15 protein-coding genes are annotated in these 16,385 nt (G+C 67.4%); 9 read left to right on the top strand and 6 right to left on the bottom strand.

Annotated elements, in window-relative coordinates:
• Window positions 1–54 precede the first annotated feature (54 nt).
• Together DX03_RS05590 and DX03_RS05585 are read left to right on the top strand one after the other, a co-directional pair.
• Window positions 55–237 carry a hypothetical protein gene (locus DX03_RS05590; RefSeq protein ID WP_038687047.1) on the top strand — a complete coding sequence of 61 codons (183 nt, stop codon included), beginning with the start codon at window positions 55–57 and terminating at the stop codon, window positions 235–237.
• Between the two features lie 80 nt (window positions 238–317).
• Window positions 318–899 (top strand): mechanosensitive ion channel family protein, encoded by a 582-nt coding sequence (locus DX03_RS05585; protein ID WP_038687045.1) that lies wholly within the window; start codon window positions 318–320, stop codon window positions 897–899.
• Window positions 900–999: 100 nt separating this feature from the next.
• On the opposite strand, the gene DX03_RS05580 is transcribed toward DX03_RS05585, so the two are convergent.
• The 3 genes from DX03_RS05580 to DX03_RS05570 all read right to left on the bottom strand — a co-directional run bounded on the left by DX03_RS05580 (window position 1,000) and on the right by DX03_RS05570 (window position 2,503).
• A complete protein-coding gene (locus DX03_RS05580; RefSeq protein WP_038687043.1) occupies window positions 1,000–1,428 on the bottom strand; it encodes a hypothetical protein in 429 nt (142 codons plus the stop codon).
• 147 nt (window positions 1,429–1,575) lie between these two features.
• Window positions 1,576–1,842 (bottom strand): DksA/TraR family C4-type zinc finger protein, encoded by a 267-nt coding sequence (locus DX03_RS05575; RefSeq protein ID WP_038687041.1) that lies wholly within the window; start codon window positions 1,840–1,842, stop codon window positions 1,576–1,578.
• Between the two features lie 109 nt (window positions 1,843–1,951).
• Window positions 1,952–2,503: a DUF2058 domain-containing protein gene (locus DX03_RS05570; protein ID WP_038687039.1), complete on the bottom strand. Its 552-nt coding sequence runs from the start codon at window positions 2,501–2,503 to the stop codon at window positions 1,952–1,954.
• 73 nt (window positions 2,504–2,576) lie between these two features.
• Between DX03_RS05570 and DX03_RS05565 the strand changes: the two genes are divergently transcribed.
• The 3 genes from DX03_RS05565 to DX03_RS05555 all read left to right on the top strand — a co-directional run bounded on the left by DX03_RS05565 (window position 2,577) and on the right by DX03_RS05555 (window position 6,291).
• On the top strand, window positions 2,577–3,074 hold the full coding sequence (locus tag DX03_RS05565; RefSeq protein ID WP_038687037.1) for a M48 family metallopeptidase: 498 nt from the start codon (window positions 2,577–2,579) through the stop codon (window positions 3,072–3,074).
• Between the two features lie 871 nt (window positions 3,075–3,945).
• A complete protein-coding gene (locus DX03_RS05560; protein WP_038687036.1) occupies window positions 3,946–4,656 on the top strand; it encodes an rRNA pseudouridine synthase in 711 nt (236 codons plus the stop codon).
• Between the two features lie 57 nt (window positions 4,657–4,713).
• Window positions 4,714–6,291 carry a phospholipase D family protein gene (locus tag DX03_RS05555; RefSeq protein ID WP_038687034.1) on the top strand — a complete coding sequence of 526 codons (1,578 nt, stop codon included), beginning with the start codon at window positions 4,714–4,716 and terminating at the stop codon, window positions 6,289–6,291.
• A gap of 42 nt (window positions 6,292–6,333) precedes the next feature.
• Here DX03_RS05555 and DX03_RS05550 read toward each other — a convergent pair whose 3' ends face one another.
• Complete coding sequence (locus tag DX03_RS05550; protein WP_342342001.1) at window positions 6,334–7,431, bottom strand: HDOD domain-containing protein; 1,098 nt, start codon at window positions 7,429–7,431, stop codon at window positions 6,334–6,336.
• Between the two features lie 327 nt (window positions 7,432–7,758).
• On the opposite strand from DX03_RS05550, the gene DX03_RS05545 reads away from it, so the two are divergent.
• Window positions 7,759–8,856: a Glu/Leu/Phe/Val dehydrogenase dimerization domain-containing protein gene (locus DX03_RS05545; RefSeq protein ID WP_038687030.1), complete on the top strand. Its 1,098-nt coding sequence runs from the start codon at window positions 7,759–7,761 to the stop codon at window positions 8,854–8,856.
• 94 nt (window positions 8,857–8,950) lie between these two features.
• Here the strand turns inward: DX03_RS05545 and DX03_RS05540 are convergent, their stop codons facing one another.
• Window positions 8,951–11,806, bottom strand: a complete 2,856-nt coding sequence (locus DX03_RS05540; RefSeq protein WP_038687028.1) for an autotransporter serine protease — start codon at window positions 11,804–11,806, stop codon at window positions 8,951–8,953.
• A 180-nt stretch (window positions 11,807–11,986) separates the two neighbouring features.
• Here DX03_RS05540 and DX03_RS05535 point away from each other — a divergent pair, with 180 nt between their 5' ends.
• From DX03_RS05535 to DX03_RS05525, 3 genes are all read left to right on the top strand, one after another.
• Window positions 11,987–13,162, top strand: a complete 1,176-nt coding sequence (locus DX03_RS05535) for a thiolase family protein (RefSeq protein ID WP_038687026.1) — start codon at window positions 11,987–11,989, stop codon at window positions 13,160–13,162.
• Window positions 13,163–13,286: 124 nt separating this feature from the next.
• On the top strand, window positions 13,287–13,628 hold the full coding sequence (locus DX03_RS05530) for a hypothetical protein (protein WP_038687024.1): 342 nt from the start codon (window positions 13,287–13,289) through the stop codon (window positions 13,626–13,628).
• A gap of 161 nt (window positions 13,629–13,789) precedes the next feature.
• Entirely contained in the window at window positions 13,790–14,194 is a 405-nt protein-coding gene (locus tag DX03_RS05525) for a hypothetical protein (RefSeq protein WP_038687022.1), read from the top strand.
• Window positions 14,195–14,738: 544 nt separating this feature from the next.
• Here the strand turns inward: DX03_RS05525 and DX03_RS05520 are convergent.
• Window positions 14,739–16,370 (bottom strand): isovaleryl-CoA dehydrogenase, encoded by a 1,632-nt coding sequence (locus tag DX03_RS05520; protein ID WP_038687020.1) that lies wholly within the window; start codon window positions 16,368–16,370, stop codon window positions 14,739–14,741.
• Window positions 16,371–16,385: the final 15 nt, after the last annotated feature.

Genomic DNA, 16,385 nt, shown 5'->3' with positions numbered 1-16,385 from the left:
CGCCGCCCGCATCCAAGCCTGCGTACCCCCACGGGCCATCGCCAAGGAATCGCCATGTCCACCAGTTGCCTCGTCCTGCTGTTGTCGCTGGCCAGCAGCTGCACCCTTCCCTGGAGCCCGGTGACTGTCCGCCTGTCGGTGTCGCCGCAACCGGACCTGTGCGTGCAATATGCCGCGCATGACCCGGTCTGCGCCTCGGTACTGATCGCACGGCTGGCATCGCAGCCCGTGGTTTGAACGACGGGGGCGGCCCTCGGCGCGCAGCCGCATTAAGATAGGGGCTCGACGCACTATCGCTGCAAGGATCCACGCTGCACATGAAAGACCATCTGCCTACCTGGACCCACGAATGGCTGCATTACGGGGTTCCTGCCCTGCAGATCCTGCTGACCCTGCTGGCCGCCTGGCTGCTGCGCCTGGTCGCGCGGCGGCTGATGCGCCGCGTCGGCGAGCACTACACGCTGCCTCCGGAAATGATCATGGGCGTGCGCCGTGCCTTCAGTTTCGTGGTCTATACAACCGCCCTGCTGGTGATCCTGAGCATCGTCGGGGTCAAGGCGAGCGTGCTGTGGACCGCCTTCACCGGCTTTGCCGCCGTGGGTGCGGTGGCGTTCTTCGCCGCCTGGAGCGTGTTGTCCAACATCTTCTGCACGCTGCTGATCTTCACCACGCGCCCGTTCCGCCTGCACGACTACATCGAGCTGCTGGAGAACGGCGAGAAGCCGGGGTTGAAGGGCCGCGTGATCGACGTGAACCTGATCTACACCACGCTGCAGGAAACCGACGGTCACCACGAGGGGACCGTGCTGCAGATTCCCAACAACATGTTCTTCCAGCGCACCGTGCGCCGCTGGCGTGATCCGTCGCAGGCACCGGGCGGGATTCAGGGGGACGGTTGAGGGCGTCGCACTTTCGTGGGCATCCAACAGGGCCCAGCCGCCGCCTCCATGAGCGATGGAGGCATACGCCGGGTCGAGCTGCCCCGCTGTGCGACGTCACTCAGTGCTTTGCTGCATCGGCTTTTGCCAGCAGGCTATAGAACTCAGGCTCGATCTCATCCAGCGGGGTGGATGCGATAAGAGCCCGAATCAGCGGCCCATAGTCGCTCTCCAGGGCTACTTCGGCCCAGTCCAGTTCGTAAACCGCCTCTACCCTCACGTTTCGATGCTGCGAATGAACGAGCAGCAGCTTCATGATGTCGATGGCGCGCTCCGTCCTGTCTTGCCCCAGCGCTACTGCGCAACGGTGCTGCCAGTACTCAGGCTGATTCAATATCTCACTCTGCAACTGGTCCCATTGCCGGTCCCTGAAATCCACCAGCACTGTCTTTGCGACTAGTTCGCTGCTGTAGTGGGTCCAGTTCGAGTCCTCGGTTCCAATCCATGACGACAATCGATGGAGAGGCTCGTCTTCATGCCCGGTGGTCATCCGCCTGCGCCTGGTAGAGGGTGCTATCTCGCACCAGTATGGCGCGTCGCGGTGATCTCAACCACGCATAGGGCTGCCGTCCATCGAGGTCGGCGCAGCACCGTTCACGCCTCCCGCGACGCACGACAGGAGAACGACCCGCACGCGTCAGCGCAGCTGGCTGTCCTTGCTGCCGCGGCGGTTGTAGCCGCCGTTTTCGTGCTGGGCCGCGTCGTCTTCTTCCTGGCAGCGCACACACAGCCGCACGCCGGGCACGGCCTTGCGCCGCGCCTCGGGAATGGGCGCGTCACAGTGTTCGCAGTGGGTCAGCCCGGGGCCCTGTTTGAGCTGCGCGCGGGCGCGCTGGATGGCGTCGTCAACGGTGGCGTCGATCTGGTCCTGCACCGCGCCGTCGCCTGCCCAACCTGTCGCCATGATGTGTCTCCCATGCCGGTGTCAGGCCACCAGCATAGACCCGGCCCGGCGCGGCCAGCCGACGTGGGGCTGAACGCGCACGGCGCCGGGTGAATGCTTCAGGCAGCGCTTACCAGACCAGGTCGTCGGGCACCTGGAACTGGGCGTAGTACGCATCATCCTCGGCATTGCCGGTGCTCGGCTCGCTGCCGGGCTGGCTGTTGTCGAGCACGATCACGCTCGCGTCGCGCTCGCGGACCTTCTCGGCCGCCGCACGCGGCAGCAGTTCGAAGCCCTCGCCGTGGCGGGCAATCACCAGGCTGCCCGAGGCCAGCTGCCGGCGCAGCACGTTGTTGACCAGCAGGGTGCGGATCACGGTGCCGTCGTTGAAGCGGTATTCGCTCTCGCCCTCACGCTTGACCTTGTGCGCCTCGATGATCTGGCGGACCTGGGCCAGCAGCTCCTGCGCGTGGGCCTTGGCCTTGCGCTCGGCTTCCAGCGCGCGATCACGCTCGGCTTTTTCCGCACGCAGGCGCTCGGCCTCGCGCTGGCTTTCGCTGGGCGCGACCGGGGCCTTGCCGTGGCGGGCTTTCACCTGTTCACGGGCGGCCTGGGAGACCTGGGATTTCTTGACCAGCCCGGCCTTGAGCAGCTGCTCCTGCAGGGGATTTGCCTTCGCCATACGCTTGCATCTGTTGTTGCGGGATTCCGGAGGCCATCATACTGGTCTGCCCGCCCAGCCCCAACCGTCGTCCATGACCGCCCTGAAGTACCTAGCCGGTTACCCCGAGGCCCTGCAGCAGCAGGTGCGCGAGCTGATCGCGGGCGACCGCCTGGGGCCGTGGCTGGAAAAGCGCTACGCGGACCTGCACACGGTGCGCAACGATCGGCAGTTGTACGACTACACGCAGGGGCTGAAGGAGCGCTATCTGCGGCAGTCGGCGCCGTTGTCCAAGGTGGTCTACGACAGCCGGCTGCAGGTGCTGAAACATGCGCTGGGCACGCACACGACGGTGTCACGGGTTCAGGGGAGCCGGTTGAAGGCGAGCCGCGAGATCCGGATCGCGACGGTTTTCCGCGAGGCCCCAGCGCCCTTCTTGAAGATGATCGTAGTGCACGAGCTGGCCCACCTGAAGGAATCGGACCACAACAAGGCGTTCTACCAGCTGTGCACGCACATGGAAGCGGATTACCACCAGCTGGAATTCGATCTGCGCCTGTACCTGACCCACCTGGAGCGCCCCACCCGCTGACCACCCGACGCGCTGCTGCGGGCCGCTGGCCGGTGGGTGCGCGGTAGTGCCGGCCGCTGGCCGGCTGTCAGGTAGTGCCGGCCGCTGGCCGGCTCCGCGCAAAGCCAAAGCGGAGCCGAAGCGGAGCCGAAGCAACAGCAACAGCAACCGCAACCGCAACCGCAACTGCTTCTGGCGCAACGATCGCTGGATTGGGTGGGTGTGTGTGGATTCGCGGGACACGCTGCAAGTACGTCCATGTAAGCTCCGTCGCCGCATCCATGCGGCTCAGGGTCCCGCGAACCCACACACCCCCACCCCAGACAGACCGCCGGTGGCCTATGAAGAGCTAGAAGCGGGGGCGAAAGCAGGAAAAAGCCAAGCCAGAGCCAAAGCTCAGAATTCGATTTCAATCTGAATTTTAATTTGAATTTCTATTCAAATTTATATTTCAATTTCAAATTCAATTTCAAATTGAATTCATATTAGAAATCAAATCCAAAAAACCAGATTCAGATCAGACATCAGCTTCGGCCTTCCGGCCGAGCACCCAGCCACCAAGTCACCCGCCGGCCCAAAAGCCGTCCGATCGCCATCCGCCGTTGCCTCCCCCAAAAGGCCACCAGCCAACTGTCGGGGCTGGGGGTGGGTGGGTTGGCGGGACCGTTGGGCGCCATGGATGGCGCCCACGAGCCTCCAGGGATGGATTCACGGCGTGTCCCGCCAACCCACCCCCAGCCAACCCAAGCCGCCCGGCCAACCGGCTGTGGCTGTGGCTTTGGCTGTTAGCTCCGGCTCCGGCTCCGTCTCCGGCCCAGCCGGGCCCACCCCCCCCCACCCACCCACACCCAGTACACTCCTCGCCCGTATCCCGCTTTTCGTTGCCAGCCCCATGACCGACCCGATCCGACTCGACAAACGCCTGACCAGCCTCATCGGCTGCTCCCGTGGCGACGCCCAGCGCTACATCGAAGGCGGCTGGGTCACCGTGGACGGCACGGTCGTCGAACAACCGCAGACCCTGGTCACCGACGAAACCATCGTCCTGCGCGACAACGCCGAAGCCACCCGCACCGAAACCGTCAGCATGCTCCTGCACAAACCCGCCGGCATGCGTGCCGACGAACTGTGCGCCCTGGTCACCCCCGACAGCCACAGCGAACTGGACGCCACCGGCGTCACCCTCCTCCAGCGCCATTTCCACGCCCTGCAACTGGTCATGCCCCTTGCCGACGAAGACAGCGGCCTGGTCGTCGTCAGCCAGGACGGCCGCGTCGTGTCCCACCTCAAGGATCGCGGCGCCACCCTCGAACAGGAATATCTGGTCGAAGTCAGTGGCGAACTGGCGCCCTATGGCATGAAGCGCCTCGCCCATGGCCTCAGCTTCCGCAACTGGCCCCTGCCCCCATGCAAGGTCAGCTGGCAGAACGAAACCCGCCTGCGCTTTGCCATCAAACCCGTACAGCCCGGCCAGCTGCGCGACATGTGCCGCCAGGTCGGGCTCGACGTCGTCAGCGTCCGCCGCCTGCGCATCGGCCGCGTCGCCATGGGCAAGCTGGTGCCCGGCCAGTGGCGCTACCTCGCGCCCGACGAACGCTTCTGATGCGGCCGTGCGCGCCCGGCACTCGCCGTGCACGCACGCCCGGCTTAGCATCGGCACATGACTGAACGAAAACCGCTCTGGCGCCGGATGCTGCGCTGGCTGGGAATCGTGCTCGCGGTGCTGGTGCTGTTGGTGCTCAGCGGCTTGCTGCTGGCCGACCACCTGACCCCGAAGGCGATGGGCGCCCCCAGCAGCGTACTGCCGGTCCAGCCGGCGCAGACTGTCATCGACCGCGAACTGACCCGCCTGCAGGCCAGCCACCCCGACCAGAGCGGTGTCGCCTTCCTGGCCGACGGGCTGGATGCCTACGCCGCGCGCGCCGTCATCACCGCCCATGCCGGCCGCAGCCTGGACCTGCAGTACTACATCTGGCACGACGACCTGATCGGCCACCTGATGGCGCAGTCCCTGTACCAGGCCGCCGAACGCGGCGTGCGGGTGCGCCTGCTGCTCGATGACATGAATGCCCAGGACAAGGATGCCCTGCTGATGGCGCTCGATGAACATCCCAACATCGAAATCCGCCTCTACAACCCCTTCCGCAACCGCACCGGGCTGTGGCGGCTGGTGGAAATGGTGCAGCGCTTTTTCAGCGTCAACCATCGTATGCACAACAAGGCATGGATCGCCGATGGTCGCGTGGCCATCGTCGGCGGCCGCAACATCGGCGAAGAGTATTTCAGCGCGCGGTCGGATGTGAACTTCCGCGATCTGGACCTGCTGGTTGCCGGTCATGCGGTAGACCAGGCCAACCGTATTTTTGACGAGTACTGGAACAGCGAAACCGCCGTTCCAATCGCCGCGCTGGCCTTCCACACCCCGGCCCAGCTGCGCCTGCTGGTGCGCGAATCCGAGAACGAAGCCAGGCGCGATGTCGCCCAGCCGTACCTGCGCCGTGTCCAGCAATCGCAGTCGGCGCGCTCGTACTACCGCGACGCGGTCGAGCTGCACTGGTCACCGAACGTGGAGATCGTCTCCGACCCGGCCATGAAGCACCGCCGCGATGACACGTCGAACTGGCTGGTCACCCGGCTGGTCAGCGAGATGCAGGCCACCCGCCACAAGGCGCTGCTGATCTCGCCGTACTTCGTGCCCGGTGAGGAAGGCACCGACGGCATGGGCGCCATGGTCAAGCGCGGCGCCCTGGTCGGGGTGGTGACCAACTCGCTGGCGGCCAACGACGTCGCCGCCGTACACGGGGGCTACATGCACTACCGGGCACCCCTGCTGCGCAGTGGCGTGCACCTTTACGAACTGAAGGCGCACGGCTATGGCGACCGCAGCGGCCTGTTCGGCAGCAGCGGGGCCAGCCTGCACACCAAGGCCTTCCTGCTGGATGACCGGCGCGGTTTCGTCGGCTCGTTCAACCTCGACCCACGCTCGGCCTACCTCAACACCGAGATGGGCGTGCTGTTCGACGATGCGGTGCTGGGCGCGCAACTGCGTGCCGAGTACCTGCGTCTGGCCGACCCGGCGCAGAGCTACTGGGTAACGCTGGACGCACAGGACCGGGTGCGCTGGCTGGATCGGGCCGCCCAGCCACCGGTACTGCTCGATCGGGAACCGGACACCTCGTTCTGGCTGCGGGCCAGCGCACGCGCCATCAGCTGGCTGCCGCTGGAATCACAGCTGTAACCGGGCGCTGGCGGCAGACGCCGTCTGCGCCCCGCCCTGCCCTCAGGCCTCCGCCTCGTCGGCGTCCAGGGTTTCCACCGCGCGCCCATGCAGGCGCCGCCAGATCCACTGCAGCGCGTGCGGCGGGGTGCCGTGCTGCTGTTCCAGGATGGCCAGCGCCTGGGCCTGGCCGATCCGGCCATGCCGGCACAGCAGGCTGGCGGCGGCCGCCGCCCGCGCGAAGCGCAGGCTGGCCGACAATCCTCCCTCGGCAGTGCCGGCGTCGCGCAGCAGCGCTTCGTGCACCGCACCCGGCAGTTCCCAGGCCGCCGCGATGCGCCCGGCCACGGGCAAGGTCCAGGCATCCAGCAACTGCATGGCCAGCGCGCGCGATGGCAGCGCCCCGTCCTGCGCGGCGCAGGCGTCCAGCAACTGCCGCATCACCAACGCCGCGCCCAGGCCTTGGGTCAGCCCCAGCCACTGCGCGGCGAACGCGTCTTCATGGGTCACCAGCCGCGCATGATCGGCCGCCGCGCGCGAGGCAAGCAGCGCGTGCTCCCAGATCACCGTGCCGAACTGCGGGAAGGCCTCGCAGTGCACCTGCATCACCGGCTGCACGAGCACCGCGCTGATGATCAGGCGGATACCCTCGGTACCCACCAGCGTCACCGCCCGCTGCAGGCTGTCCACCGGCTTGGACTGCAGGCGGTACACCGGGCTGTTGGCAATGCGCAGCAGGTTGCCGGTCAACACCGGGTCCTGGCCGATGATGGCGGCCATCGCGCGGGCCGAAGCGTCGCTGTCGTTGACCGTCTGGATCAACTGCGGCAGCAGTTGCGGGCGCCGGGGCAGCTGCCGGGCCGACCAGTCGCGCTGCTCCAGTGCCGCCACCACCGCCGCGTGCAGCGCGCCATCGTGGTGCCGGTCGTCGGCGGCGGTGTCGCCACTGCGCCGCACCAGCGCCAATGCGTGCAGGCCCGCCTGCAGCGCCTCGGCGGGGGCAGTAGCGGTGACAGTGCCGGGCTGCGCAGTCGGTAGCGTCACGGGCGCACGCGCACGCGCGGCCCCCGCCGGCGCGGAGGCGCGCCACCTGCGCTGCCAGGTCACCGCCACGCCCAACGCGACCGCTCCCGCCAGCCCCGCCGCCACGATCACGTTCATGTCCATCCGCGCGGCCGCCTTGGGCGGCACTGCTTCTGTGTTGTCACTGCACCCACGTCGTCCGTCCTGGCATTGCTGGTACTGCGCACCGTTGCCACGGCATCGGCGCCATCTTCAGCAACTTTAATGGCCCGTGCCGTCGCAACCGGGGCCGATGCCTGTCGCGGGGTCGGGGCAAGCCCTGACAACACCCTCCGGCGGAATGCACTAGAATGGCGCCGCGCGACCCGTCCCCCGATCCGACGAAGTCGCTTTTTTTGTTTTACAACCCACCTTTTGCTGGTGCGTTCGACGCTGTTCCCAGCCGTTCGCCCCATCGGAGCCACCATGTTATTTGAAACCCTCGAAACTTCCGGTCACGAACAAGTGGTGTTCTGCCACAACCGCGATGCCGGCCTGAGGGCGATCATCGCCATCCACAACACCACCCTGGGCCCTGCCCTGGGTGGCGTGCGCATGCGCCCGTACGCCAGCACCGATGATGCGCTGGCCGACGCGCTGCGCCTGAGCCGCACCATGACCTACAAGAACGCCCTGGCCGGGCTGAACGTGGGTGGCGGCAAGGCGGTGATCATCGGCGACCCGCGCCAGGACAAGAGCGAGGTGCTGTTCCGCGCGTTCGGCCGCTACGTCGACTCGCTCGGCGGGCGCTACATCACCGCCGAGGACGTGGGCACCGATGTCAACGACATGGAAAACATCTACCTGGAAAGCGAGTACGTCACCGGCGTGCACCAGGTCCATGGCGGCTCCGGCGATCCGGCCCCGTTCACCGCCTATGGCGCGCTGCAGGCGCTGATGGCCTCGATGCAGCACAAGCTGGGCCATGAAGAAGTGGGCAAGACCAGCATCGCGGTGCAGGGCCTGGGCCACATCGGCATGGAGTTGGTGAAGCTGCTGCGCGACCGGGGCGCCAAGCTGTTCGTCACCGACCTGGACAGCGCGCGGGTCGAACGTGCGGTCACCGAATACGGCGCCGAGGCCGTGAAGCCGGACGACATCTACGACGTCAACGCCGATGTGTTCGCCCCGTGCGCGCTGGAAGGGGCGATCAACCCGCAGACCCTGGCCCGGTTGAAGTGCAAGATCGTCTGCGGCACCGCCAACAACCAGCTCTCCAGCCTGGAGGTCGGCGATGAACTGCATGCGCGCGGCATCCTGTATGCCCCGGACTATGCGGTCAACGCGGGCGGGGTGATGAATGTCTCGCTGGAAATCGACGGCTACAACCGCGAACGCGCGATGCGTCTGATCCGCAGCATTTACCACAACCTCGGCCGGATCTTCGCCCTGTCCCAGCAGGAGGGCATCGCGCCCCAGCGGGCGGCCGACAAGATCGCCGAAACGCGCATCCATTCCATCGGCAAGCTGAAGATGCCGCTGGGCCGGGCCACGCCGCGACTGGGCACGCTGCGCGGCAACTGAGCCGCTCTGCCGCACCATGAAGAAGGGCGCGATTGCATCGCGCCCTTCTGCGTTTCAGACCGTTACGTTGGTCGCCCCGACAGCGGCCGGGTGCTCAGAAGGCAGCCGAGTAGCGCAGCGCCACCTGGCTCAGGTCACCGCGCGGCCCGAAGCGCTGGTCGTAACCGAACGCCACCCGCGTGTTGCGGGTCAGCCACGATTCCACCGACAGGCCGAACAGCCCACCCGACCGCGCCGGCTGCAGGCCCGCCATCGGCGCCCAGGCATCCACGCCGACAAAGCTGGCGTCCTGCACCAGCCCATCACTGGACAGCAGCTGCTGCCATTCGGCATAGCCGCGCAGCGCCCAGCTGCCCCACTGACGTTCGGCGCGCACGCCGGCCAGTGCCTGGCTGCGCGTGCTCACCCCGCCCTGGGTGCGCAGGCCGAAGCCCAGCCCGCCCTGTTCGCTGAAGCGGTCGCTGTCCACGCGGGCGTAGTCGGCCCCCAGGTACGGGGTCAACGAGGCGCGGCCATCGCCGAGGCGATAGCCGGTTTCCACGCTGGACGCCGTGAACTGGCCGCCGTAACGGGCATTGACCCCGTACTGGCCGGCACCGAGCAGCAGCTGGCGATCGATTTCCCGCGTGAACTGGCCGGCGCCCAGCTGGCCAAGCGCATAGGCTCGCCCCGTGCCCCAGCCGGCATACACCTGCGCCTGCGATTGGCGATCACGGCCACGGTCACTGCCCCAGTCGCGGCTGTTGTGCGTGCGGGTCTCGCCAAAGGCGAAGCCAAGCACACCGTTGCTGCCAAAGGCCATGTCCTGGCCCATCATCCAGCCGCGGGTGTCGGCGCCGCTGGCAGAGAAGCTGCCCTGCCCGACCTCGCCGAGCTGGTTCTGCCAGGCACCGCGCAGACGGGGTGCGCCCTGCACCTGGCCAAATCGCGCCGACAGCGCGCGGCGGTTGAGGTCGACGCTGTCGAAGGTGGCCGCGGTGGCCAGCGCGTGGGCCTTGCCCGACAGGCTGTCCAGGCTGGCCTGCAGTGCCTGGTTGCCCTGCACCTGCTGCAGTTGACCTGCACCATTGGCGAAGGCACTGCCGGCCATGCTGCCGCCATCGAGCACTTCAAATGCGGTCTCCACCCGCGCCGCCGACGCCAGCGCAGCCCCGCCCACGCCGGCACTGAGGCTGGCGCTGGTGATGTTGATCTGGTCGGTAGTCAGCGTGACGGTGGTGGCGCTCTGTTGCAGCGACATCTGCAGCAACGTGGCCTGGGCCAGACTGTGGGTGACCCCATCGAACTGCCCGCTGATGCCCTGGCCAACCTGCAGCACCGTCTGGGTGCGACCGTTGGCAGGCACGTAGCCGCTGACGATGCTGCTCACATGCACATTGCCGGCCAGGGCCGCGCTGCCGGTGACATTGAGCGGGCCGGCTCCCAGCGCGATCATCAGCTGCGCGCCGGCGCGCTGGGTGTAGTTGCCCTCGATGGTAGCCGAGCTGTTGGCATCGCGCACGATGACGCTGGCGCCGTTGTCGACATCGCCCTTCACCCGGCTGGTTCCGGTCATGAACTGCAGCGCCGCGTTGTTCGGGCTGCCGCCCTGGGCCACCACCAGCACGTTGGAGGTGATTGACCCGCCATCGCGCAGCGCCAGCGTGCCCTGCTCGATCCGCGTGGCACCGGTGTAGGTGTTGGTACCGGACAGGCCCAGCGCACCGACACCCTGTTTGATCAGCCCGCCGCTGCCGGTGATGCTGTTGCTCCAGACCGAGTTCAGCCCCGCCTGGTTGACGTTGACCGTGGTGTTGCCCCAGTCCAGGCGGCCCGGCCCATTGATTGCCTTGGCGATGTTGAGCAGGCCGTAACCGAAGGTACTGTCCACGCCGGACGCGCCAAGATCGGTGGCCGTACCCAGCAGGGTCTGGCGCACCAGATCGTTGCTGAAATACGGGTACTTCTGCCACACCAGCGCCGCTGCGCCGGATACCAGCGGGGCGGCGAAGGAGGTGCCGTAGTTCCACAGGTAGTTCGGCGTTGCACTGGTGGACGCCGGGTCGACGTACACCGCCGCGCCGGGGGCGGCCAGGCAATACCGCGCGGCGACACCGCAGGCATTGGCGTAGGACGCCAGCTTGCTGGGATCGGTGGAATCCACCGCGGTCACGCTGAGCCAGCCGCGCTCCAGGTCGGCCGCCGGCAGCGTGCCGCCCGGACCGGCCTGGCTGGGCAGCGCCGCCATGCTGGAGGGATTGGGCTTGCTCTCGTTTCCGGTGGCGAACACCACCAACCCGCCATTGGCGATGATGAAGGGGCGGTACTCCTGGGCGATGGGCGCGGTGGCCGCCGGGTTGGTCCAGTACAGACCGCCCCACGAGTTGTTCATGACCTTCACGCCCTGGCTGATCAGGTCCTGGTGGACCTGGTCCAGGCCCAGTGCGCCGTTTACTTCATTGCCGCTGCCCGAGCCGTCGTCGGTGGGGCGCTGGTCGGCGATGATGCGCGCCGACACGATCTGTGCACCGGGCGCGATGCCACCGGGCCAGCTGCCGAGCGCCTTGCCGGCCGCCAGTTCAGCCACTGCCGTGCCATGGCCGACCACGTCGTCGACATTGAGGTTGTTGGTGCGCGGATCGATGTAGGTGTAGTTGGCCAACACCCGGCCCGCCAGCGTGGGATGGTTGCGCATCACGCCGGAATCAACCACGCCGATACGCACGCCGGTGCCATCCAGGCCCGCGGTGCGCGCCGCACCGGCCTGGGTGATGGCAAGGTGCGCGTCGAACGCGGGCTGCTGGGGCGTGGGCGGGGTGACCGGGGGCGTGGTCGGCGGCGTAGTGGGCGGGGGCGACACCGGTGGCGGATCCACGCGCACATTGTTACCGCCGCCCCCACCGCCACAGGCGCCCAGTACCGCTGCCATGGCCGTGACCAGCACCGACCGCCCCACTGCTGCCTTGTTCATCCCTGCATCCCCGTTGACGTGGTGGTATCGCCGCCGATCGGTCCTCCTGGACCTGACCCGGCGGCCAGTGCCAAGCCTCTATACTTGGCCGGTAGTCCGCAGTCTGCCGGGAAAACCCGCTGCCGCCAATGGCACGCGGTCCCACTCTTGAAACCTGCTCACGCACCAACGAGATTGCCCATGTCCAACATCGTCATCGCCGCTGCCAAACGCACCGCCATCGGTTCCTTCCTGGGCCAGTTCACCGGCGTGCCCACCCCGACCCTGGGCGCCAGCGCCATCGCGGCGGCACTGCAGCAGTCCGGTATCGCAGCGGGCGATGTGTCCGAAGTCATCATGGGCTGCGTGCTGCCGGCCAACCTGGGCCAGGCACCGGCGCGCCAGGCCGCGATCGCGGCGGGCATTCCGGTCTCCACCGGCGCCACCACGCTCAACAAGGTGTGTGGTTCGGGCATGAAGGCCATCATGCTGGGGCACGACCTGATCAAGGCCGGGTCGGCCAGCATCGTGGTGGCCGGAGGCATGGAATCGATGTCCAATGCGCCGCACCTGCTGCCCAACTCGCGCACCGGCAACCGCTTCGGCAACTTCCAGGCGGTCGACCACATGGCCCACGACGGCCTGGTCAATGCCTACGACGGCAAGGCGATGGGTGAATTCGCCGAATGCACGGTGGACAAGTACCAGTTCAGCCGCGAGGAACAGGATGCGTTCGCCATCGAATCGGTGCGTCGCGCCCAGGCCGCGCAGGCCGCCGGTGCCTTCGACGACGAAATCGTTGCGGTGAAGGTGGCCGGCCGCAAGGGCGAGGTTGAATTCAGCCAGGACGAACAGCCGAGCCGCTCGGACATCGCCAAGATCCCGACCCTGCGTCCGGCCTTCAAGAAGGACGGCACGGTCACTGCGGCCAGCTCTTCGAGCATTTCCGACGGCGCCGCCGCGCTGGTGCTGCTGGGCGAAGAAGACGCCGCTGCACGCGGGGTGACGCCGCTGGCACGGATCGTGGCCCACGCCACGCATTCCCAGGAACCGGAATGGTTCACCACCGCCCCCATCGGCGCCCTGCACAAGGTGCTGGAAAAAGCGGGCTGGAGTCTGGACCAGGTCGATCTGTTCGAAATCAACGAGGCGTTTGCGGTGGTGGCCATGGCGCCGATCCGTGAATTGGGCATCCCGCACGAGAAGGTCAACGTCAACGGCGGTGCCTGCGCATTGGGCCATCCGATCGGCGCTTCCGGCGCGCGCCTGGTGGTGACGCTGGTCAACGCATTGCGCACGCGCGGCGGAAAGCGCGGCATCGCTACCCTGTGCATCGGCGGCGGCGAAGCCACGGCCATTGCCATCGAATTGATTTGATTGAACTTAACGCGCATTTCGCAAAAATGAATGCGCGATCGCTTGACAGCCAAACGTGGCTTGTCATCATGTTGCCGGGCGCGCAATAGCGCGTTGCCTAATCTAACGACGAGGATTCACACAAATGAGCATCAACAAGCTGCTGATCGCGATGGCCCTGGGCCTGGCTCTGACCGCCTGCTCGAAGCAGGAACAGGCTGCTGACGCCGCTGCTTCGGCCAACGAAGCTGCCGCTGACGCCCAGGTCGCCGCCGACCAGGCCGCTGCTGCTGGCGCCCAGACCGCCGACGCTGCCCAGGCTGCTGCCGACACCGCTGCCACCGCTGCCAACACCTCGGCTGACGCCGCTGCTCAGGCTGGCGCTGCTGCCACCGACGCTGCTGCCGACACCGCTGCAGACGCTGCCAAGGCCGGTGAAGCCACCGCCGAACAGGCCAAGGACGCTGCTGAAGAAGCCAAGAAGTAATAACTTCTTTCTTCACGCAAGTCTGAAGAAGCCGCTGGTTCGCCAGCGGCTTTTTCTTTGGGCGCGATCCGGCCGGGGGCATGGCCGGTGCGCACCGACCCTGTCTTCACGCAGGCATGAATAGGCTGGCCTCCCCTACGATCACCGTACTGGAGACCGCCATGAAGATTCGTCCGTTCACCACGTCCCTGCTGGCCGCCTCCCTGCTGCTCGGCCTGGCCGCATGCAAAGGCCCGGAAGCGGAGAAGGCGCGCGATGACGCCGCGCAGGCCGCCGACAGCGCCAACGCCGCCGCACGCGAAGCGGTGGACAAGGCCGCCGCCTCCACGCGCAACGCCGCCGACGATGCCGCTGCCGCCTCCGAGCGCGCCGCTGCGGAAACCCAGCAGGCGCTCGACCGCGCCGCGGCAGCCACCTCCGAAGCGGCTGGCGAAGCCAAGACGGCCGCCAAGGATGCAGGCGTGCACGCCAGCGACGCCACCGCCGATGCCGCGCAGAAGGTGGCCGACAAGGCACGCGACGTGGCCGATGAAGCAAAGAAGAACGCCGACGAAGCCAAGCGCTGAGTCTGCCGTTTCCGCAGCACCCGAGACGCCCCTTCGCAGGAAGGGGCGTTTTTTTTGGGTGTTCGCACATCGGAGGGGATGCGTCGTTTTGCAAGGGCCGTCGCAGCGCGAGCACGACGCTACGCGGGTGGTCGGGTGTGCAGGCTTTGGATCGGCTGGCGTCTCCGATCAGGCTGGTCGCGAGCGTGAGGGCCCCGTAGCAGCCGGTAGGCCCCTGGCGCAAATGTCCCCCGGCCGCGTGGCGGCCTCCTCCTTTATTTTGCCCAGGGGCCTACCGACTGCTATGGGGCTCGGCTTGTGGTGAGCAGGGGAAGCCAGGCTTTTCTGGCGCTGTCGGTGGGTCGGGCGCTGGGCCCCCATGCCCTTGGAGGCGAAATAAAGGGGGAGGGGGCGGCCGCAGGCCGACGCCGGAGGACATTCGCCGGAAAGGGTATGGGGGCCCAGCGCCCGACCCGCCGACGGCGCCAGAAAAGGCCTGGGGAGCGAGCGCCCGACCCGCCGATCAACAGCTCGCACCAAGCGCGTCACCACCAACGGTGGTGACCTACGGCAGCGCCCGCGCCAGCACCGCCGCGGTGTCCAGGTCCGCCGGCAGCGTCCCGAATGCCATGCCATGCTCGCCGCCCAGTCGCGAGCGCACGAACGCGCTGGCGATCGGACTGTTGGCACGCAGCAGCACCGCCGCCTGCAGCAGCAGCGCCACCTGCTCGGTGATGCGCCGCGCCTGCGCCTCGCCCGGCGACGCCGCCAGCGCACTGCGCAACGCCTGCAACGCCGCATCGAACATGCCATCGCGGCCCGCCACACCATCCAGCTCGGCGTCCAGCACCGGCACCACCTGCGGCTCGCGCGACAACGCGCGCAGCACGTCCAGGCACTGGATGTTGCCGCTGCCCTCCCAGATCGAATTCAACGGCGCCTGCCGGTACAACCGCGGCAACATCGACTCCTCCACGTATCCCGCGCCGCCCAGGCACTCCTGCGCCTCGTTGACGAACACCGCCGCGCGCTTGCACACCCAGTACTTGCCCACCGCCGTGGCAATGCGCGCGAACGCCGCCTCCGCGCTGCTGTGGCCCGCACGATCGACCGCACCGGCCACGCGAATCGCGAACGCGGTTGCCGCTTCGGATTCAATCGCAAGATCGGCCAGCACGTTGGCCATCAACGCGTGGTCGCACAACCGCTTGCCGAAGCTGGTCCGGTGCCGCGTGTGGTGCAACGCCTGCGCCAGCGCCATGCGCATTTCCGCCGCCGCCCCCAGCATGCAGTCGAGCCGGGTCATCATCACCATGCCGATGATCGTCGCCACCCCGCGGCCCTCCTCGCCCACCCGGCGTGCCCACGCGCCACACAGTTCCACCTCGCTGGACGCGTTGGACCAGTCGCCCAGCTTGTCCTTCAACCGCATCAACCGGAACGCATTGCGGTTGCCATCGGCAAGACGGCGCGGCATCAGGAAACAGCTCAACCCCGCCGGTGCCTGCGCCAGCACCAGGAAACCGTCGGACATCGGCGCCGAGAAAAACCATTTGTGCCCCACCAGGCGATAGCTGCCATCGGCCTGCGGTTCGGCCCGCGTGGTGTTGCTGCGCACATCCGAACCGCCCTGCTTCTCGGTCATGCCCATGCCCAGCGTGATGCCGCCCTTGTCGGCGATCGGCACATCGCGCGGATCGTACTGCGGCGCCGCCGCCTTGTCGGCCCACTCGGCCAGCGCCGGGTCCTGGCGCAACACCGCCACCGCCGCATGGGTCATCGTCAGCGGGCAACTGGTGCCTGCATCGGCCTGGTGATGCAGGTAACTCAATGCCGCGCGCGCAACATGCGCACCTGCAGTGCCATCGTGCCAGGACAGTCCCGCCACGCCATGCGCCTTGGCCGCGTCCATCAACTGGTGATACGCCGGATGAAACTCCACCGTGTCGATGCGATGCCCCTGCGCGTCGTGCGTGCGCAGCCGCGGCTTATCGCGGTTGGCGTCAAACCCCAGCTGGTACAGTGCGTCGCCGGCCAACCCGCCATAGCCCGCCAGCGCCGCCGCAAACCCCTCGCCGCCTTCGCGCTGCACCGCCTCGGCCAGGGCCACGTCATCGGCCCACAGGTTGCGGCCACCGAACGGCGGTGGCTGGTTGAATACCTCATGGGTGTCGAATGCGGGCAGTGCAGAGGACATCGCAGCGGCCTCCTG

Origin of the sequence: Stenotrophomonas rhizophila (assembly GCF_000661955.1) — a bacterium.
Classification (GTDB): domain Bacteria; phylum Pseudomonadota; class Gammaproteobacteria; order Xanthomonadales; family Xanthomonadaceae; genus Stenotrophomonas; species Stenotrophomonas rhizophila.
This window is presented reverse-complemented; position numbering and strand designations above follow the sequence as displayed.